We start from the raw sequence: 19,826 nt of genomic DNA on the forward strand, positions 1-19,826 counted from the left end.
GTCGTCGCCGAAGTCGTCGTCGCCGAGGTCGTCATCCTCGAGGTCGTCGCTCAGCGCGTCGCCGAAGTCGTCGTCTGCGTCATCTTCGTCGTCCGCATCATCCTCGTTGTCCGCATCGTCTGCGTCCGCGGCGAACAGGTCGTAGACGTCGGGCTCGTCGAAGTCGTCCTCCACCGGCAGTAGCTGGGACTCCCAGTCCTCGGCCTGGTCGGCGGCAAGGGATAGCACGTCGAAGAGCCGGTCGAAGTCGGTGAACTTGCCCAGCTCGAGCACCTCGGAATCGTCGACAAGTTCGCTCTGGATCGCCTCGAAGAGGCGCAGGCGGTCCTCGTCCGTGAGCTCGGCATCGCCGTCGGACTCCCACAGCTCGCCGATCGCGTCATCGATCAGGTCGTCCTGGCCGTCGGAGAGGGCGACGAACTGCACGGTGGCGCTCGGCACCCCGTCGGCCACCTCCACCAGCACCTGCAGCTCGGCGTTCTCGCCCACCTCGGCGCGCACCAGGTCCGGGTTCACGCGGTCCTGGAAAAACTCCAGGTCCCCGATACGCTCGTCCGTGCCCTCGAGCAGGTCGCGCAGCACGGTCACCACCTGGTCGGTGGCCATGTGGTCCGCCACGGTGCGCACCGCGTCCTCCACCGAGAACACCACGGAGACCAAGATCGCCTCGAACTCGTCGTCGTCCTCGTCCACGTCCGCCGCGGCGATGTAGACGTTGGCTGCGGGCAGGTGCGCGTCGATCTCCACGAACTGGATCTCCACGTCCGCCGTGATCGGCACGAACATGGTCTCATCGTGGACGCGCGACTCGATGCCGTCCCGGTCAAGGGCGGCGGCGATGTCCTCGAAAAAGCTCATTTGGGCAAGTCCTTCCTCAGGGCGTCTCCCGCGGATGAAGACGGGCTCGCCCCAGCCTAGCCACGAAACACCAGCGGCGCGGGCGAACTACTCGTCATCGTCCACCTCCGGCCCGGGCAGGTCTATGCCGAAGTACTCGGCCAGCATCTCCATCACGTCGTCGCGGCTGGAGCCCCACTCGCGCATGTCGAAGCTCTCCCACGCCAGGCGCTGCTCGGACTTCGGGTCCAGCTCGATGCGTAAATTCCGGTCGAACACGGCGGTGGCGCGGCCCGGTCGCTCATCCGAACGGAAGCCGTACACCGGCCACTCCGGCCCCGGCTTACCCGTGTGGAAGAAGTTGCCCCAGTGGTACTGCATCAGCTCGCTGACCTCCTCGAAGCCCTGCGGCGGGCCGAAGAGCTCGATGCGGGAGGCGCGGGTGCCAAACGGGTCGCCGAACACCGCCAGCAGGTCCGCGGTGTGCATGGCGCCGAGGCCGAGCCGGCGCATCGTCTCAGAGGCGTACTCGAAGCGGTACATCCACGTCGGTGCAACCCGCCGGTGCGCGGTGGCAAGCATCACCGACGGCGCCCAGAACACAGCGTCCGCGATCAGGTCGGCGAAGTCGGCGCGCCCGCCCACCTGCCCGTAGGCCTCCAGCACGCGGTGCACGTTATCCGGGTCGTACACGGCCAGCGCCCGGCGCGCCGCCTTCTGGCGCTGCTTGGTGGTTTGGTACAGCGCCTTGGCAAAGCTGGCCTCTCCCGAGTTGGTGCCGATGATCAGCGGCACCGGCGCTTGCCGGCCGCGCTCGAAGGTGTCGATGGGGTGCTCGGGCAGGCTCACCCCGTCCACGGTGGGCATGAAGCTGGTGTTGAGCTGCACTAGCTCCTTGGAGTTGAGCAGCATCGACTGCCCCACGCGCACCAAGTCAGCCGCGTCGGCCGCGCGGAGATCGTCCAGGGTGGATAGGTGCGACATCCCCATGCCGTCGATAAGCCTGCGCACCCACATCGCGGCTTGGAGTCTGGAGTGCACGCTTGCCGACGGCGGGCTTTGCGCCACCGCCCCATGGAAGAGGCCGCGCGCCGCGGGCGCGCACATCAGGTGCACCACGGCGGCGCCGCCGGCGGACTCCCCCATGATGGTCACCCGGCGCGGATCCCCGCCGAAGTTGGCAATGTTGGCGCGCAGCCAGCGCAGCGCCAGGATCTGGTCCCACAGCGCCGGGTTGGCGTCGCAGTCGTTGCCGATGGAGCGGAAATCCAAGTAACCCAGCACGCCGAGGCGGAAGTTCACGGAGACGTAGACCACGTCCGTGGCGCGCGAGAGGTAGTAGCCGCGCAGCACCCGCTCGTTGGAGGCACCGGTGACAAACGTGCCGCCGTGGAAGTTGACTACTACGGGCAGAACGTCTTCCGTGTCCGGGCGAACGATGTCCAGGGTGAGGCAGTCCTCGGTGCCCACCACGGCATCCTTCCAGCCGTACGTGCCCTGCAGCGCCGGGGGCGCAAACCGCGTGGCGTCGCGCACCCCGCGCCACGGCTCGGCCGGCCGCGGGGCGCGGAAGCGGTCATTGCCGGAGGTGGGGCCGCCGTAGGGAATGCCGCGCCACGTGCGCACGCCGGTACGCCCGTGGTACATCCCGCGCACGCGCCCGCTGGTGGTAGGCACGTCGAACGCGGGGTCGCCTGCTGTCCCGCTCATGTGCCACAGCCTAGCGAGCCCGGATGGGAATAGACTGTGCCGCGTGTTCGGACTCAACCGCAGTGACAATGACAAGCGCAATGACAAGCGCGAGGCGCAGAAAACCATCAACGACGTGATCGGGTCGGACCCGGCCGCCCTCGAGCGCGATGCCGGCCCGCTCGGCCGCGCCTTCATTGCTGCGGTGGATACCGCGGTGCACCTGCAAACGGGCACCATCCGCGCCTACGTGAACTGGCTGCGCCGCCAGGACGAGGACGCCACCCCAGCCGAGATCCAGGAGCGCATGGCCAAGCACTTCCGCAACACCGTGACCGGCACCGGCGCGGGTGCGGGTGCGGCGGCGGCAGTGCCGGGCGTTGGGCTGGTCACCGGCACCGCCGCCATCGCGGGCGAGTCCGTGCTGTTTTTGGATCTTGCCGCGTTCTACGCCGTGGCCTCCTCGTACCTGCGCGGGGAGGACATCTCGGACCCGGAGCGCCGCCGCGCCATCGTCCTGACCACGCTGATGGGCTCCCAGGGCCTGGCCATCGTGGACGCCATGCTCGGCGAGGACGCAAAGGGCCTGCCCGGCAAGCACACCATGGCAAAGTTCGCCGGGCCCCAGCTCGCCCAGACCAACAACGTGCTCACCCGCGCCGCGATGCGCTCGTTGAACAAGCGCCTGCGCCACGCCTGGCTGGACAAGCTGATGCCGCTCGGCCTCGGCGCGGCGGCCGGCACCGCCGCCAACCGCAAACTCGCCGACACCATCCTGGGCAACATCCAGTCCAGCCTCGGGCCGGTGCCGGACACCTTCCCGGAGCCGCTGCCGCCCAAGGACGCGGATACTGCGGATACCGATGGCGCCGACAACACCGATGAAAACGGCACTAAGGCGAAGCTCAGCGCCGACCCGCGGGAGTTCGCGGCGTGGATTTTGACCCTGTTCGGTCACGGCAAGGACGGGGGCAAGGGGGCGTCGGCAAGCAAGCGCTCCTGATGGCGAACCTCCTCACCCGCTCCCTGAAGGCGAACCCCGCGCCGGCGGCAGCGGCATTCGGCGCGGCTGCGGCGAGCGCGCTGCTGCAAACCTCGGTGCCGGCGCTGACGGGCCGCGCGGTGGACATTGCCACCGGGCAGGCCGCGGGATCCGTCACGCGCGTGGCGTGGCTGATGGTGGCCGTGGCCCTGGTCACCTACGCCTGCAACTTCGTGCGGCGCTTCACCTCCGGCCGGCTCGCGTCCAGCTCGCAGCATTGGCTGCGCGTGGAGCTGCTGCGCACCCTGCACCGACTGGACGGGCCCGGCCAAGACAGCATCGAGGCGGGCCAGATCGTCTCACGCTCGATCACGGACCTGAACCAGTTCCACATGGTGCTGGCCAGCTCGCCCATGTTTGCCACCCGCGCGCTGCAGCTCGCAGCCACGCTGGTGGTCATGTTCGCCATGGACGTCCCGCTGACGCTCATGGCGCTCGCGCTGCTGCCGCTGATCCTGTGGGAGGCCAACCGCTCGCGCCGCGCGCTCTACGCCGCCACCTGGGCAAACCAGCAGGCCGCGGCGGACCTCACGCAGCACGTGGAGGAGACCGTCTCCGGCGTGCGCGTGGTCAAGGCGTTCGGCCAGGAGCAGCGCGAGGTAGACACGCTAGACCGCCTCGGCCGCGAGCTCTACGCGGTGAAGATGCGAGCCGCCAAGCTCACCGCCCGCTTCCAGCCGGTGCTGGCGCAGCTGCCCAAGGTGGCGCTGGTGGTCACCATCATCGCCGGCGGCCTCGCCGCGATCACCGGGCGCATCACCATCGGCGGCTTCGTCGCGTTCACCGCGTACCTGAGCTCTATGACCGCGCAGCTCGCGGCCGTGACCAGCCAGTACGTGCGCCTGCAGATGGGAATGAGTTCCGTCGACCGCCTCGAGGAGGTGCTACGGCTCGCCCCCGAACCCGCCCACGCGCCCACCGGCGCCGCGCCGGCGGGCCCGTGCGGCATCGCGTTCCAGGGCGTTACTTTCTCCACCGGCAGCCACCGGGTGCTAGACGAGGTGAGCCTCACCGCCGCCCCTGGCGAGCAGATCGCGGTGGTGGGCCCGCCCGGCGCCGGCAAATCCATGGCAGTGCAGCTCGCCGGGGGGTTCTACGAGCCGGATGCGGGGAGCATTTCGCTTGTGAGCGCCACCGGCCGCCCAACTCCCTACCCCAGCCTGCCCCTGGCCGAGATCCGCAGCAAGGTCACCTGCGTGTTCGACGAGGCTTTTCTGTTCTCGGCGTCCGTCTTCGACAACATCGCCCTGGGCGCCGGCGCTGGCGGCGCGGGCGCGGCGCTCACGCCCGCCGAGCTGGAGGCGGCCGTGCACCGCGCCGCGCGCCTGGCTTGCGCCGACGAGTTCATCGCCCGCCTGCCGGACGGCTACGCCACGGAGGTCGGCGAGCGGGGCCTGACGCTCTCCGGCGGCCAGCGCCAGCGCATCGCGCTCGCCCGTGCGCTCATGTCGCGCCCGCGCGTGCTGCTGCTTGACGACGCAACCTCCGCCATCGACGCCGTCACCGAGGCCGAGATCCTGCGCAACCTCACCGCCGAGCTGCGCGGCGTGACCGTCATCTCGGTCGCGCACCGCCAGTCCACCGTGGACCACGCCGAGCGGGTAGTGGTGATGGATGCCGGGCGCGTCGTCGCCGACGGGCCGCGCGCCGAGATCACGGCCACGCCCGCCTACCGCGCGCTGATGGACCCCGCGCCGGCCGCCGCGCCCGCTGCGCCGGCCACGGAGCCCGCCACGGAGTCAACCGCGCCCGCCGGCGCGCGCCCCTCACACGCCCAGCTCTGGCCCCCGGCACCGCCGGCCCCCGCGCGCGCTGCGGCGGGGATGAGCGATGAGCTCAAGGGGCGCGTCGACAAGCTTCCGCCCGCTACTGAGCAGCCGAACCTCACCGACGAACAGCTGCGGCGCCTGCGCGAGCTGAACGCCCGGGCGAGCGAGGAGTTCAAGGTGTCCAGCCTGTTCAAGGCGGTGCGCTGGCTCATCGCGGCCACAGTGGCGCTGTTGGTGGTGGGCGTGGCGGCGGACCTCGCGTTCCCCACCCTCATCCGCGCGGCGATCGACCGCGGCATCGCCCCGGCGGACCGCGCGACCCTCGTGCGCGTGGGCGCGGCCGCGCTCGCGGTGGTGCTCGCGGCGTGGGCCGCGGACGCCGCGATGACGGTGCTTTCCGCCCGCGCCGGGGAGCGGCTCCTCTACGCGCTGCGCCTGCGCTCCTACGCGCACCTGCAGCAGCTGGGCCTGAGCTACTTCGAATCGCGGCTCTCCGGCAAGATCATGACGCGGATGACCACGGACATTGACACCCTGTCCAGCTTTTTGCAGACGGGCCTGGCGCAGGCCATCGTGGCCGTGGGCAGCCTGGCGGGCGTGTCGGTGATGCTGGTGGCCACCGACATCCCGCTCACCCTGCTCGCGCTTGCGGCCGTGCCCGTCATCGCCGCGGCCACGGTGGTGTTCCGCTCCTTTTCCAAACGCTTTTACACCGAGGCCCGCCAGCAGGTCTCGGCCGTGAACGGGCAGTTTGCGGAGCTCATCGGCGGCATCCGCGTCACCCAGATGCACCGCGGCGAGGCGCGCGCGGAGGAGGCGTTTGCCCGCGAGTCCGACACCTACCGCCGCCTGCGCATGCGCACCGTGACCACCATGGGCCTCTACTTCCCCGGTATGCAGGCCATCTCCCAGATCATGACGGCCGCGGTGGTGGGCGTCGGCGCCGAGCGGGTAGCGCAGGGTGAACTCAGCGTGGGCGTGCTTGTGGCCTTCACCATGTACCTCGGCCAGCTCTACAGCCCCATCCAGCAGCTCGGCCAGATCTTCGACTCGTGGCAGCAGGCCACCGTCAGCTTCGAGCGCATCACCTCGCTGCTCGCCGAGCGCACCACCGTGCCCGACACCGGCACCGCTCCCGGCGCGCGGGAGGCGGCCAAGGGGGAGCTTTCGCTTGCCGACGCCTCCTTTACCTACCGCCCCACCGACCCCGCCGCCGCCATGGTGATCGAGGACATGGACCTGCGGCTGCGCCCCGGCGAGACCGTGGCACTCGTCGGTCCCACCGGCGCGGGCAAGTCCAGCGTGATCAAGCTGCTCGCGCGCTTCTACGACCCGTCGTCGGGCCGGGTCACCGCCTCCGGCGCGGACATCGCGCAGTTCCCGCTGCCGGCGTGGCGGCGGGCGCTGGCCCAAGTGCCGCAGGAGACGTACCTCTTCCAGGGCACGGTGGCCGAGAACATCGCGTACGGCGCGCCCGGTGCCTCCGAGGCCGAGATCGAGGCCGCGGTGGGGCGCATCGGCGCGCTCGGCGTCATCGCGGCGATTCCCGGCGGGTTCAACGCCCCGGTGGGCGGGCGCGGCCGGGGCTTGAGCTCGGGGCAGCGCCAGATCATCGCGCTCGCCCGGGCCGAGATGCTCGAGCCGGACGTGGTGCTGCTGGATGAGGCGACCGCCACCCTGGACCCCGCCACCGAGAAGGCGGTGCTGGACGCCGCCGACAGCGCCACCGCCGGCCGCACCTCGGTGATCGTGGCCCACCGCCTGGCCACCGCCGCCCGCGCCGACCGGATTGTGGTGGTGGACGCCGGGCGGATCGTGGAGGACGGCACCCACGCGGAGCTCGTGGCAGCCGGCGGCCACTACGCCCGGATGTGGGCAGTTCACCGATAATGGGGGTGCCGGTGCGCTGGGCCGACGCAGAATTGCTATAGAGCATCCCCTGTACGAACATGTTTCGTTAGAGTCGGTGTGAATAAACGCACATCGATGGACGTTGATGTACGTAGATGAACGCAAATTAACAAGGAAGGCGATCACCTGCCGTGAGCAGCGAAAACACATTCGGCCAGAACAGCTGGCTGGTCGACGAGATGTTCCAGCAGTTCCAAGAGGATCCGAGCTCCGTTGACCAGGAATGGCGCGAGCTCTTTGAAAGCAAGGGTGCGCCGGACACCGCGCAGGGCACCGAGCGCGTGACCCCGTCCGCGGACGGCGCCTCCGAGGCGAAGACGGACCCGAAGGTGGCCCGCACCACCGCCGCCCCGAGCCAGGACGGACGCGAGACCAAGGTGGACCAGGCGGCCGCCGAGGCCACCAAGAAGAACACGACCGTCCTGCCGAAGCCGAAGCAGTCCCCGCTGGACAAAATCGGCGCTGTCGAGGTCACCCCGGGCGAGACCCAGCTCAAGGGCGCGTTCAAGGCCATTGCCAAGAACATGAACGAGTCCCTCGAGGTTCCCACCGCCACCACCGTGCGCGACATGCCGGTGAAGCTGATGTTCGAGAACCGCGCGATCATCAACGACCACCTCAAGCGCACCCGCGGCGGCAAGATCTCGTTCACCCACATCATCGGCTACGCCATCGTCCAGGCCACCAAGCTGCACCCGGACATGAACAAGAACTACCGCGAGGAGGACAAGAAGTCCTTCGCGGTGCAGCCGGAGCACATCAACCTCGGCCTGGCCATCGACCTGCCGGGCAAGGACGGCGCCCGCAACCTAGTGGTGGCCGCCATCAAAGAGTGCGAGACCCTCTCCTTCGACGAGTTTGTCAAGGCCTACGAGGACATCGTCGAGCGCGCCCGCGACGGCAAGCTCACCATGGACGACTTCTCCGGCGTGACCATCCAGCTGACCAACCCGGGCGGCATCGGCACCCGCCACTCCATCCCCCGCCTGACCAAGGGCCAGGGCACCATCGTCGGCGTCGGCGCGATGGATTACCCGGCGGAGTTCGCCGGCGCGTCGGAGGACCGCCTGGCGGAGCTCGGCGTGGGCAAGCTGGTCACGCTCACCTCCACCTACGACCACCGCGTGATCCAGGGCGCGGAGTCCGGCGAGTTCCTGCGCGACATTTCGCAGTTGCTTATCGACGACAAGTTTTGGGACGACGTCTTCCAGTCCCTGGCCATCCCCTACTCGCCGTTGCGCTGGGCTCAGGACCTGCCGAACACGGGCATTAACAAGGACACCCGCGTCATGCAGCTCATCCAGGCGTACCGCTCCCGCGGTCACCTGATCGCGGACACCAACCCGCTGCGCTGGCACCAGCCGGGCCTGCCCACGCCGGACTCGCGCGACCTGCTTATTGAGACGCACGGGCTGACCATCTGGGACCTGGACCGCACCTTCCACGTCGGCGGCTTCGGCGGCAAGGAGACCATGACGCTGCGCGAGGTGCTCACCCGCCTGCGCGCCGCCTACACCCTCCACGTGGGCGCCGAGTACACCCACGTGCTCGACCGCGACGAGCGCGAATGGCTGCGCGACCGCATCGAGGCCGGTATGCCCAAGCCGACCGGCGCGGAGCAGAAGTACATCCTGCAGAAGCTCAACGCCGCCGAGGCCTTCGAGAACTTCCTGCAGACCAAGTACCTGGGCCAGAAGCGCTTCTCCCTCGAGGGCGCCGAGACCCTGATCCCGCTGATGGACGCCGTAATCGACACCGCCGCCGGCCAGGGCCTGGACGAGGTTGTCATTGGCATGCCGCACCGCGGCCGCCTGAACGTGCTGTTCAACATCGTGGGCAAGCCGGTAGCCACGATCTTCAACGAGTTCGAGGGCAACTTCAAGGCCGCGCAGCAGGGCGGCTCCGGCGACGTGAAGTACCACCTCGGCTTCCAGGGCGAGCATATCCAGATGTTCGGCGACGGCGAGATCAAGGTCTCCCTGGCCGCCAACCCGTCCCACCTCGAGGCCGTGGACCCGGTCATGGTGGGCATGGCCCGCGCCAAGACCGACCTCCTGCGCGCCACCGAGGGCCGCGAGGACTACCCGGTCGTGCCGCTCATGCTGCACGGCGATGCCTCCTTCGCGGGCCTGGGCATTGTCCAGGAGACCCTGAACCTGTCGCGCCTGCCGGGGTATTCCGTGGGCGGCACCATCCACATCGTGGTGAACAACCAGATCGGCTTCACCACCACCCCGGATTCCGGCCGCTCCTCCTTCTACGCCACCGACCTAGCCAAGGGCTTCGACTGCCCCGTGTTCCACGTCAACGGCGACGATCCGGAGGCTGCCGCCTGGGTTGCCCAGCTGGCCACCGAGTACCGCCGCGAGTTTGGCAAGGACGTCTTCATCGACCTGATCTGCTACCGCCTGCGCGGCCACAACGAGGCCGATGACCCGACGGTGACCCAGCCGGTGATGTACGAGCGCATCGGCGCCCACGAGTCCGTGCGCACCCGCTACACCAAGGACCTGATCGGCCGCGGCGACATCACCGAGGACGAGGCGAAGATCGCCGCCCAGGACTTCCACGACCAGCTGGATTCCGTGTTCTCCGATGTCAAGGCATCTGAGGGCCAGCCCAGCGAGCAGACCGGCATCACCGACTCCCAGGAGCTCACCCGCGGTCTGGACACCTCCATCTCCGAGGAGACGTTCAAGCGCCTCGCTGAGGCGTACGCAGACCTGCCGGAAGACTTCACGCCGAACAAGCGCCTGAAGAACGTGCTGAAGAACCGCGGCGGCTCCTTCGAGTCCGGCGACATCGACTGGGGCTGGGGCGAGCTCCTCGCCTTCGGCTCCCTGGCGGAGCAGGGCAAGTTCGTGCGCCTCGCGGGCGAGGACTCCCAGCGCGGCACCTTCACTCAGCGCCACGCGGTGCTCTACAACCCGGAGAACGGCGAGGCGTTCAACCCGCTGGACCACGCCGCGATCGAGGCGGGCAATGACGGCCACTTCGTGGTCTACAACTCCGCCCTGACCGAGTACGCGGGCCTGGGCTTCGAGTACGGCTACACCATTGCCAATCACGACGCGGTGGTGGCCTGGGAGGCGCAGTTCGGCGACTTCGCCAACGGCGCCCAGACCATCATCGACGAGTACATCTCCTCCGGCGAGACCAAGTGGGGCGAGCTGTCCAGCCTCATCATGCTCCTGCCGCATGGCTACGAGGGCCAGGGCCCGGACCACTCCTCCGCCCGCATCGAGCGCTACCTGCAGCTCGTGGCCGAGGGCTCGATGACCATCGCGCAGCCCTCTACCCCGGCGAACCACTTCCACCTCCTGCGCCGCCAGGCGCTCGGCGAGATGAAGCGCCCGCTGGTGGTGTTCACCCCGAAGTCCATGCTGCGCAACAAGGCCGCGGTCTCGCAGCCGTCCGACTTCATCGAGACCACCAAGTTCGAGTCCGTCATCGACGATCCGAACTTCGTGCAGACCGGCAACAAGAAGGTCGACGGCGCCAACCTGGATAAGGTGGAGACCATCCTCCTGTGCTCCGGCAAAATCTACTACGAGCTGGCCAAGCGCAAGGAGAAGGAGGGCCGCGATGACGTCGCGATCGTCCGCGTGGAGATGCTGCACCCGATCCCGTTCAACCGCATCAAGGACGCGTTTGCTAACTACCCCAACGCGAAGCAGGTGCGCTGGGTGCAGGACGAGCCCGCCAACCAGGGCGCGTGGCCGTTCTACAACGAGCACCTGCGCGAGCTGATCCCGGACATGCCGGAGATGGTCCGCGTCTCGCGCCGCGCCCAGTCCACCACCGCAACCGGTGTGGCCAAGGTGCACCAGCAGGAGGAGCAGTCGCTTATCGACGAAGCCTTTGCCAAGTAATCCCAGGCGGTTCACCACCGCCTCGGCCCCCGGGTGTTGCGCTTACACCCCGGGGGCCGTTTTGGGTTCGGAGGGCGCAATCACGTCGCCGTCGTACGTGATGCCCGCGTACTCCAGCAGCCAGTCCCGCGTCGCGTTCGCCACCGGCTCCCCATCGCGCACGCGCTGCGCCATCTCGGCGATGTCCTCGGTGGCCATGACGCGGGTGATGAAGTTCAGGCGGTAGACGGCCCAGCGGTCGAGCTTGCCCTTGACCACCAGCGGGATGATGTTGCGGGGCAGCTTGCCTTCGCCGCCGCATCCCTGCGCCGGCGAAGGGTCCACGGTGCGCACGTCGGAGGGGAACGTCCCCACCACTGCGTCGTACGTGGCCACCGACAGGTCCGGCTCCTCGCGGTCGAGCGCCCGCGCCGCACGCGGGTCCCGCTCCTCGAGGAGGGTGCCGGTGCACGCGATGGTGAGATCCAGCTCCTCGGTGCGCAGCAGCTCCACCGGGTCCTGCGCCTCGCGGTCGCTCACGTCGGTCACGCTCACCGCGAAGCCCAGGCCGGTGAAGATCTCGTTGTAGATCTCCCCCAGCACGATCTGCTCGGGCGAGGTTGCGTCGATGCCGATCGCGAGCGGCGTGCGGTCCGGCTCAGCGGGGGCGCAGGCCGCGCACGCGGCCGACACCGCGGCGATCATTGCGGTGCCGACCGCGGCGCGCGGGAAAAACCCTCCCATGTCCGCCCGCTACTGCTGGGGGGCGCCGCCCGCCGCCGCTGCCGCGATCATGTCGCGGGCCTGGGGCGCGGAATCCGGCTCGCAGAGCACGTCGTAGTGGCCGGCCACGATGGAGGTGGCGGAGGCGAAGTCGCGCTTGCCGCCCGTCACCCCGTACGCCATGGCCGCGAAGATGAGGCCGAAGAGCGCGCCGATGAGCAGCGACCAGAAGAACACGCCCCAACCGGTGCCGGGCTGCGCGAACAGGGCGAACAGCAGGCCGATGAAGATGCCGAACCAAGCGCCGGACAGTGCGCCGCTGCCCAGCACGCGGCCCCAGGTGAGCCGGCCCGTGATCGTCTCCACCTGCATCAGGTCCACCCCCACGATGGTGAGCTTCTCCACGGGGAACTGGCGGTCGGAGAGGGTGTCCACGGCCGCCTGCGCCTCGGCGTAGGTGGCAAAGGTGCCCACGGGCCAGCCGGTGGGCACGCGGCCGGGACGCGAGTTGGGGTTCTGCAGCGATCGCGCACTGGTGGAAGCCATGCGCGTAAGTCTACACACGTACCCCACCCCGCCCCGGCCCACATATACTTGCGCACTGTCATGGCTACACACGCACACATCACAGAAGAGGCCGTGCGCGAGGCGCTCTCGCGCGTGGAGGACCCAGAGATCGGCAAGCCGATCACCGAGCTGGACATGGTCGAGTCGGTTACCATCAGCGGCGCTGACGTCGCGGTGGGCATCTACCTCACCATCGCCGGCTGCCCGATGCGCGACACCATCGAGGGCAACGTCCGCGCCGTGCTCGAGGAGCTCGACGGCGTGGGCGCTGTCTCGGTTGCGCTGCACACGATGAGCGACGAGCAGCGCCGCGCCCTGTCGCTGAAGCTGCGCGGCGAGCAGACCGGCCCGGTCATCCCGTTCGCCGACCCGGATTCGCGCACCCGCGTCTACGCGGTCGCCTCCGGCAAGGGCGGCGTGGGCAAGTCCTCGATGACGGTCAACCTCGCGGCGGCGATGGCGCGCCAGGGCCTCACGGTGGGCATCTTGGACGCGGACATCTACGGCCACTCCATCCCGGGCCTGATGGGCTCCGTGGACAAGGAAGTCACGGTGGTGGACGACATGATCATGCCGCCGATCACGCACGGCGTGCGCCACATCTCGGTCGGCCAGTTCGTGGAGGGCAACGCGCCGATCGTGTGGCGCGGGCCGATGCTCACCCGCGCCATCCAGCAGTTCCTCGCGGACGTCTACTGGGGCGACCTGGACGTGCTGTTCATGGACCTGCCGCCGGGAACGGGCGACGTGGCCATCACCGTCGCGCAGCTCGTCCCCAACGCCGAGCTGATCATCGTCACCACCCCGCAGGCGGCCGCGGCGGAGGTCGCCGAGCGCGCCGGCACCATCTCCCAGCAGACCGATCAGCGCATCGCGGGGGTGATCGAGAACATGGCGGGGCTTTTGCTTGCCGACGGCACCACCATGCACGTCTTCGGCGAAGGCGGTGGCCAACACGTGGCGGACCGCCTCACGCAGCTCACCGACAACGACGTCCCGCTGCTCGGCTCCGTGCCCCTGGATCCGACGCTGCGCCAGGGCGGCGACGCGGGCACCCCCGTCGTCCTCGCCGACCCGCAGTCCCCCGCCGCGAAGGCGATCGAGGGCATCGCCGCCACGCTGAAGGTGCGCCGCAACTCCCTCGCCGGCAAGAACCTGGGCGTGCGCCCCTAAGCCCCCGTAGGCCGCGGCGCTACGTCACGTCCTCCCAAGAGAAGCCCCCGCCGGCGCGGGTGCTGCCACCCTCCTGCGGTTTCGGCTGGGGTGTCTGCGTTGGTTTCTGCGCGGGCGGGCGCGGCCCAGAGGCCACGCGCGGGCCCTGCTCGTCCTCGTCCGCGAGGACGCGGCGGGGGTCGAAGCTTTGCAGGTACTCCTCATCGCCGTCGAAAAGCAGCGAAGACATCGCCCGCGCCGGCCCCATCGACGCGTACTTGGACACCGCGCTCATGGGCTTGCGGAACTCCTCGAACTCCCCCATCTCCCCGTTGAGCTCGCGCTTCGCGTTGGCGATGCCCTTGCGCGCCGCGTAGACCGCCGCGCGCACATCCTCGATGACGCCGGGCAGCCGCTCGGGCCCGACGATGATCAGCCCCAGAACGAGGATTAAGAAGAACTCGCCCCATCCGAAACTCGAAAACACGCCGCTTACCTTACCCCCGGCGCCGAAGCGCGCGCAGCGCCGACTTCGCTGTGGACGGCACGCGGCGCGCGTCCTCGCCGCGGGCGCCGCCTGGCCCTCCGTCGTCAAGGCAGGAAAGCTTCTGCACCAGCGCGCTGGGGGCGTGCACCCCGTCGTCGGAGGAGCAGCGGCGCAGGCGGTCGGCGGCGCGCTGCTGGCAGATCACGTCAGCCAAGCACTCCGGGCACTGATCCACGTGGGCGCGGGCGCGGCGCTCCGCGGCGGGGGAAAGCTCGCCGTCCACCAGCGCGGCCACCGCCTCGGCGCTCAGGTGGTCCGTGGACGAGAAGCGCTGTGCCCTGGCAGCCGCCTGCCGAGCCGCGCGCCGCGGGAACCGTGCAACCATCGCCCATGGCCTCCTTTCTGAAACCCCTACACCGTACCCCCGCCGCTAGCGGGTGCGCAGGAGCTCCTGCACCGACGCGTCCCGGGCCGCCTCGCGCTCTAGGGACTCGCGCAGCTGGGCGCGCCCGCGGTGGATGCGGGAGCGCACGGTGCCGATCTTCACGCCGAGGGTCTCCGCGATCTCCTCGTAGCTCATGCCCACCACGTCACACAGCACCACGGCCACGCGGAAGTCCGGGCTGAGGGCGTCGAGCGCGCGCTGCAACGCCGGGTCCAGGTTGGTGTCGGAGAACGCCTGCTCCGGGGTGGGGCCGGTGCCGGGCACGCGCTCGTAGTCCTCCGGCAGCTCCTCCATGCGGATCTTTGAGCGGTGGCGCGCCATATCCAGGAACAGGTTGGTGGTGATGCGGTGCAGCCAGCCCTCGAAGGTGCCCGGCTGGTATTGCTTCAGGTTGCGGAAGACGCGCATGAACGTCTCCTGCGTAAGGTCCTCCGCGTCGTGCTGGTTGCCGGAGAGGCGGTACGCCAGCCGGTAGACGCTGTCCGCGTGCTCCGCAACCAACTCGGACCAGGAGGGCATCTCCCCCGCCCCGGCGTCGAAGGCGGCGGTGCCGCGCAGCTCCTCCCCATCCCCGCCGCCGGGGGCTGGGTGCTCGGGGCGCGGGCGCACGAAACTCATGCGGTCATTGTGTCAGACCCGCCCCACACCCGCCAAGCATTCACCTGCCAACTGCCTGTGCGCCGCTCCCTGCCCGCGGCAGGCCTGCCGAACGCGCGTGAAGTCTATGATGAAGTGCGTGATTGAGACCGCGTCTGCCCAAGTGTTCGCCCAAATGTCTGCATATATCGCCGAGCGAAACTCGCGCGACGCCCTGTTCCCCGAGGCGGTCCGCGAAGGCCTGAGCCACGCCCACGTGGAGGCGGAGGAGAACGGGCTGCGAGCCCCCTCGGCCGTGGTGGGGACGCTGCTGGCCACCCTCGCGGCGGGCGGCGCGTCCGGCCATTCCCAGGGCGCGGTGTGCGTGACCCCGGCGGCCGGCGTGGTGGGCCTGCACATCCTGCGCGGCCTGCCCGAGAAGGCGACGTTGACGTGCATCGAGCCGGAGGCGGCGCTGCAAAACTCCGCCAAACAGGCCTTCAAGCTGGGCGGCTACTCCCCCTCCCGCGCCCGCTTCCTCACCGCCCGCCCGCTGGACGTGATGGGTAGGCTCGCCGCCGATTCCTACCAGCTGATCTACGCGGACGTCTCCCCGCTGGAGCTCACGGCCTTCGCGGAGCGCGCCTGGCCGCTGCTCACCGCGGGAGGGACGCTCGTGTTCGCCGATTCGCTTCTCGACGGCACGCTTGCCGACGCCACCCGCCGCGACCGCGACACCGAAGCCGCCCGCGCCGCGGACGACTACGTAGACACCCTCGCGGCCGACCACGGCGCCGTGGTCACCCGCCTCCCCCTCGACGGCGGGCTGACCCTGGTGACCAAGCGCTAGACCACCTCGTTCTTGCCCACGACCACCACGCCGCCGTCAGAGACGGTGTAGCGCTCGCGGTCGCGGTTGTGGTCCACGCCGATGATCTCGCCATCGGAGACGTAGACGTTCTTATCCAGGATGGCGTGGCGCACCACCGCGCCGCGCCCGATGCGGACGCCCGGCATGAGCACCGAGCCCTCCACGGTGGCGCCCTCCTCGACGCGGACGTCGGTGGAGAGCACCGAATTGCGCACCGTGGCGCCCGAAATGATGGAGCCGGCGGCCACGATGGACTCCTGCGCGATGCCGCCGAGCACGAACTTGGCGGGCGGCAGGTTCGAGTCCTCGGTGGAGTGGATCGGCCACGCCTTGTTGTAGAGGTTGAAGACCGGGTGCGAGGAGATGAGGTCCATGTGGGCCTCGTAGAAGGAGTCGATCGTGCCCACGTCGCGCCAGTACCCCTTGTCGCGGTCGGTGGCGCCGGGGACCTCGTTGCCGGAGAAGTCGTAGACGTTCGCCTCGCCCTTGGCCACGAAGTACGGGATGATGTCGCCGCCCATGTCGTGCGAGGAGTCGTCGTTCTGCTCGTCCTCCAGCAAGGCCTTGATCAGCGCCTCGGTGGAGAAGACGTAGTTGCCCATCGAGGCGTACGTCACCTCCGGGTCGTCCGGGGTGCCGGGCGGGTCGGCCGGCTTCTCCAGGAACTCGGTGATCGTCCCGTCGTCGTCCGCCTGGATGCAACCGAACGCGGTTGCCTCGGAGCGCGGCACGCGGATGCCGGCCACGGTGGCGGACTTGCCGGAGGCGATGTGGTCCTCCACCATCTGCGAGGGGTCCATGCGGTAGACGTGGTCCGCGCCGAAGACCAGCACGTAGTCCGGCATGTCGTCGTAGATCAGGTTGAGAGACTGCACGATCGCGTCCGCGGAGCCGTTGTACCAGCGCTTGCCGCGGCGCTGCTGGGCGGGCACGGAGGCGATGTACTGCGGCGTCGGCCCGGAGACGTTCCACGCGGTGGCCACGTGGCGGTCCAGGGAGTGGGACTTGTACTGGGTCAGCACCGCGATGCGCATGTAGCCGGCGTTGACCAGGTTGGAGAGGACGAAGTCGATGAGGCGGTAATTCCCGCCGAACGGGACCGCGGGCTTGGCGCGGTCGGCGGTGAGGGGGAACAAGCGCTTCCCCTCGCCGCCCGCGAGGACGATGGCGAGAACTCGGGGCTGGCTCTTCATACCACTCAGCGTATTGAAATTGCCCCGCGCCTGCAGCGCTTTGGGGTGCATGCACGCCCGGTGAAACGTCATTAAGCTCGGCGGGCATGAGAGTGGGAATGATGACCAGAGAGTATCCGCCCGAGGTGTACGGCGGTGCCGGGGTTCACGTGACCGAGCTGACTCGCTTCATGCGCCAGCTCGACGGCGTGGACGTGGACGTGCACTGCTGGGGCGAGCCCCGCGAGGAGCCGAACGTGTTCGCCCACGGCGCGGACCCCGAGCTCGCGGGCGCGAACGGCGCCATCACCACCCTCTCCACCGGCCTGCGCATGGCCAACGCCGCCGAGGGCATCGACGTGGCGCACTCCCACACCTGGTACGCGGGGCTCGCCGGGCATCTTTCGGGCCAGCTTTTCGACGTTCCCCATGTCGTCACCGCCCACTCCCTCGAGCCCGACCGCCCCTGGAAGCGCGAGCAGCTCGGCGGCGGGTACGACATCTCCTCCTGGAGCGAGAAGAACGCCATGGAGTACGCGGACGCCGTCATCGCCGTCTCCGCGGGCATGAAGGACGCGATCCTGCGCGCCTACCCCCGCATCGACGCGGACAAGGTGCACGTGGTGCTCAACGGCATCGACCCCGAGAAGTGGTACCCGGACACCGGCACCATCGCCGACGAGCTGGGCGTGGACACGACCCGGCCCGTTGCGTCCTTTGTCGGGCGCATCCCCCGCCAGAAGGGCGTGCCGCCCCTGCTGAAGGCGGCCCGCCACTTCGACCCGGAGATCCAGCTCATCCTCTGCGCCGGCGCGCCGGACACCCCGGAGATCGCCGCCGAGACGGAGGCGCTGGTGGAGCAGCTGCGCGAGGAGCGCGACGGCGTGTTCTGGGTTCAGGACATGATGCCCGCCGAGCGCATCCGCGAGGTGTACTCCGCCTCCGACGTCTTCGTCTGCCCCTCCATCTACGAGCCGCTGGGCATTGTGAACCTGGAGGCCATGGCGTGCGGCACCGCCGTGGTGGCCTCGCGCGTGGGCGGCATCCCCGAGGTGGTGGCCGACGGCGAAACCGGCACGCTCGTCGACTACGACGAGGCCAGGCCCGAGGATTTCGAGCGGGGGTTGGCGGAGGCGGTGAACCAGGTGGCCGTCGACAAGCAACAAGCCCGAGCCATGGGTGAGGCGGGCCGCCTGCGGGCGGAAGCCGAGTTCTCGTGGGCCGCGATTGCGGAGCAGACCGTGGACATTTACAAGAAGTTGGTGTGACGCAATGACTTTCAGACCTGAACTGCACGTCACCGCGGAACGCGGCATCCTCGAAGGGCCCGCCGGCGTCATCCGCCTCGGGGGGCCCGAGCACCGCGTCTGGCACATGTTCTACCAGTACCGCCCCACCCCCGACGGAGCCAGCCGCTGGGGCCACGACATGAGCGAGGGCGACCCGTTCAGCTGGTTCGAGTGCAACGACGCGATCGCGCCCACCGACGGCGAGCGCCACATCCGCGCCGGCGCCGTGGTAGGCGGCGCCGAGAGCGACGGCGGGGTGGACATGTACTTCACCTCCCGCGGGCCCGAGGGCAACACCATCCAGCTCGCGCGCGTGGACGACGTTGACGCGCTGTGCGAGGACCTGGACGAGGACCTGGGCGAGGATCTAGACGGCGCAGCGCTGTCGGCCGCCGTCTCCCGCGTGGGCGTTGTGGTGGGCGACGGCGGCGGCTTCACCAACTTCCGCTCCCCCTGCGTGATCCCGGGCTGGAGCGAGCTGGACAACCGCGCCGGCGGCCACACCGGGTGGCTCATGCTCGCCGTGGCCGGCACCACCGACGACCCGCAGCCGGTGGTGCTCAGCTCCGCCGACGGGCGCGAGTGGCGCGTGGACGGCGCGCTCGAATTCGACGGGGACCCAGGCATCGACCTCGACGCCTCCCTGGTGGCGCCGCGCCTGATCCGCCTGCGCGACGAGGTGGACGGCGAGATCTACGACGTGCTGTTCATCACCGTCGAGCGCGGCGGCAAGGATATTGCGAGCTACATCATTGGCAAGCTGGAGGGCAACCGCTTCCACGTGGTCACGCCCAGCCAGCTCTTCGACTACGGGCACGATTTCACCCGCCCGCGCAACACTAACTACCCGCGCGCGGCGGCCGACGACCTGCAGCGCTACGAGCGGGCCTACATCTACGGGTTCATGACCAACTCCGGGCGCGCCGGCGACCCCACCAGAGAGCCCAACTGGGAGGCGGAGGGCTGGGCCAACGCCCTCACCCTGCCGCGGCGCGTCACCCTGCAGCACGGCCACCTCTACCAGGTGCCGGCGCCCGGCCTGCCCGAGGCCGTTGACCTAGCGCAGCGCGCGCTCATGTGGACGGGCCTGTGCTCCATCCCGGCGGGCTCAGACATCGTCGCCGAGGTGCTCGACGCGGCCGGCGAGCCCGCCGCGCGCATCACGCACGACGGCCAGCACATAGTCCTCGACCGCTTCGACGGCGAGCCGAAGACCGCGCCGCTTCACGACGAAGACGAGGACAACATCACCATCATCGTCGACGGCTCCACCCTGGAGGTCTACGCCGGCGGCGGCAGCGTGGCCATGTCCTCGCGCTTCTGGCCCGCCGGCGGGGCGTCCGGGATCCGCACCCGAACCGACGGCGACGCGGAGATCTTCAGCGAGTGGCGCCGCGGCCACGCGGGGACCAGATAACGCGAGATAACCCGGAAACCCGGCGCGC

General features: G+C 69.5%; 14 protein-coding genes and 1 pseudogene. 7 read left to right on the forward strand and 8 right to left on the reverse strand.

From position 1 onward, the window contains the following. Positions 1-15 precede the first annotated feature (15 nt). Both BN4252_RS06075 and BN4252_RS06080 read right to left on the reverse strand, forming a co-directional pair. Positions 16-858, reverse strand: a pseudogene (locus tag BN4252_RS06075) (DNA primase); the annotation flags it as partial. 87 nt (positions 859-945) lie between these two features. Further along, positions 946-2,547 carry a carboxylesterase/lipase family protein gene (locus BN4252_RS06080; RefSeq protein ID WP_066527618.1) on the reverse strand — a complete coding sequence of 534 codons (1,602 nt, stop codon included), beginning with the start codon at positions 2,545-2,547 and terminating at the stop codon, positions 946-948. Between the two features lie 43 nt (positions 2,548-2,590). Between BN4252_RS06080 and BN4252_RS06085 the strand changes: the two genes are divergently transcribed. From BN4252_RS06085 to BN4252_RS06095, 3 genes are all read left to right on the forward strand, one after another. Then, complete coding sequence (locus BN4252_RS06085; RefSeq protein ID WP_230208586.1) at positions 2,591-3,529, forward strand: hypothetical protein; 939 nt, start codon at positions 2,591-2,593, stop codon at positions 3,527-3,529. Further along, complete coding sequence (locus BN4252_RS06090) at positions 3,529-7,227, forward strand: ABC transporter ATP-binding protein (protein ID WP_066527621.1); 3,699 nt, start codon at positions 3,529-3,531, stop codon at positions 7,225-7,227. Before BN4252_RS06085 ends, BN4252_RS06090 begins: the two co-directional genes overlap by 1 nt. Before the next feature lie 152 nt (positions 7,228-7,379). Continuing rightward, complete coding sequence (locus BN4252_RS06095) at positions 7,380-11,120, forward strand: multifunctional oxoglutarate decarboxylase/oxoglutarate dehydrogenase thiamine pyrophosphate-binding subunit/dihydrolipoyllysine-residue succinyltransferase subunit (RefSeq protein ID WP_066527624.1); 3,741 nt, start codon at positions 7,380-7,382, stop codon at positions 11,118-11,120. 42 nt (positions 11,121-11,162) lie between these two features. Here the strand turns inward: BN4252_RS06095 and BN4252_RS06100 are convergent, their stop codons facing one another. Together BN4252_RS06100 and BN4252_RS06105 are read right to left on the reverse strand one after the other, a co-directional pair. Then, positions 11,163-11,843 (reverse strand): type 2 periplasmic-binding domain-containing protein, encoded by a 681-nt coding sequence (locus BN4252_RS06100; protein WP_066527626.1) that lies wholly within the window; start codon positions 11,841-11,843, stop codon positions 11,163-11,165. Between the two features lie 9 nt (positions 11,844-11,852). Next, positions 11,853-12,368, reverse strand: a complete 516-nt coding sequence (locus BN4252_RS06105; protein WP_066527629.1) for a general stress protein — start codon at positions 12,366-12,368, stop codon at positions 11,853-11,855. Positions 12,369-12,428: 60 nt separating this feature from the next. On the opposite strand from BN4252_RS06105, the gene BN4252_RS06110 reads away from it, so the two are divergent. Then, positions 12,429-13,562 carry an Mrp/NBP35 family ATP-binding protein gene (locus tag BN4252_RS06110; protein WP_066527634.1) on the forward strand — a complete coding sequence of 378 codons (1,134 nt, stop codon included), beginning with the start codon at positions 12,429-12,431 and terminating at the stop codon, positions 13,560-13,562. A gap of 19 nt (positions 13,563-13,581) precedes the next feature. On the opposite strand, the gene BN4252_RS06115 is transcribed toward BN4252_RS06110, so the two are convergent. The 3 genes from BN4252_RS06115 to sigE are packed head-to-tail and all read right to left on the reverse strand — an operon-like array spanning position 13,582 to position 15,091. Continuing rightward, positions 13,582-14,028 (reverse strand): Sec-independent protein translocase family protein, encoded by a 447-nt coding sequence (locus BN4252_RS06115; RefSeq protein ID WP_066527638.1) that lies wholly within the window; start codon positions 14,026-14,028, stop codon positions 13,582-13,584. A 10-nt stretch (positions 14,029-14,038) separates the two neighbouring features. Then, complete coding sequence (locus BN4252_RS06120) at positions 14,039-14,413, reverse strand: zf-HC2 domain-containing protein (protein WP_066527641.1); 375 nt, start codon at positions 14,411-14,413, stop codon at positions 14,039-14,041. A gap of 45 nt (positions 14,414-14,458) precedes the next feature. Next, positions 14,459-15,091, reverse strand: a complete 633-nt coding sequence (gene sigE, locus BN4252_RS06125; protein ID WP_066527643.1) for an RNA polymerase sigma factor SigE — start codon at positions 15,089-15,091, stop codon at positions 14,459-14,461. A 154-nt stretch (positions 15,092-15,245) separates the two neighbouring features. Here sigE and BN4252_RS06130 point away from each other — a divergent pair, with 154 nt between their 5' ends. Continuing rightward, entirely contained in the window at positions 15,246-15,899 is a 654-nt protein-coding gene (locus BN4252_RS06130; protein ID WP_066529233.1) for an O-methyltransferase, read from the forward strand. Here BN4252_RS06130 and glgC read toward each other — a convergent pair. After that, on the reverse strand, positions 15,896-17,113 hold the full coding sequence (glgC, locus tag BN4252_RS06135) for a glucose-1-phosphate adenylyltransferase (protein ID WP_096877777.1): 1,218 nt from the start codon (positions 17,111-17,113) through the stop codon (positions 15,896-15,898). The two genes, BN4252_RS06130 and glgC, sit on opposite strands and share 4 nt — an antisense overlap. A gap of 86 nt (positions 17,114-17,199) precedes the next feature. Here glgC and glgA point away from each other — a divergent pair, with 86 nt between their 5' ends. Both glgA and BN4252_RS06145 read left to right on the forward strand, forming a co-directional pair. Beyond that, the gene (gene glgA, locus BN4252_RS06140) at positions 17,200-18,360 is read left to right on the forward strand and encodes a glycogen synthase (protein ID WP_066527652.1); all 1,161 of its coding nucleotides are present in this window, start codon (positions 17,200-17,202) and stop codon (positions 18,358-18,360) included. A gap of 4 nt (positions 18,361-18,364) precedes the next feature. Then, positions 18,365-19,798, forward strand: coding sequence for a GH32 C-terminal domain-containing protein (locus tag BN4252_RS06145; protein ID WP_066527654.1), 1,434 nt, complete (start codon positions 18,365-18,367; stop codon positions 19,796-19,798). Positions 19,799-19,826: the final 28 nt, after the last annotated feature.

It is taken from the genome of Corynebacterium bouchesdurhonense, assembly GCF_900078305.2.
In the GTDB taxonomy this organism is placed as follows: domain Bacteria; phylum Actinomycetota; class Actinomycetes; order Mycobacteriales; family Mycobacteriaceae; genus Corynebacterium; species Corynebacterium bouchesdurhonense.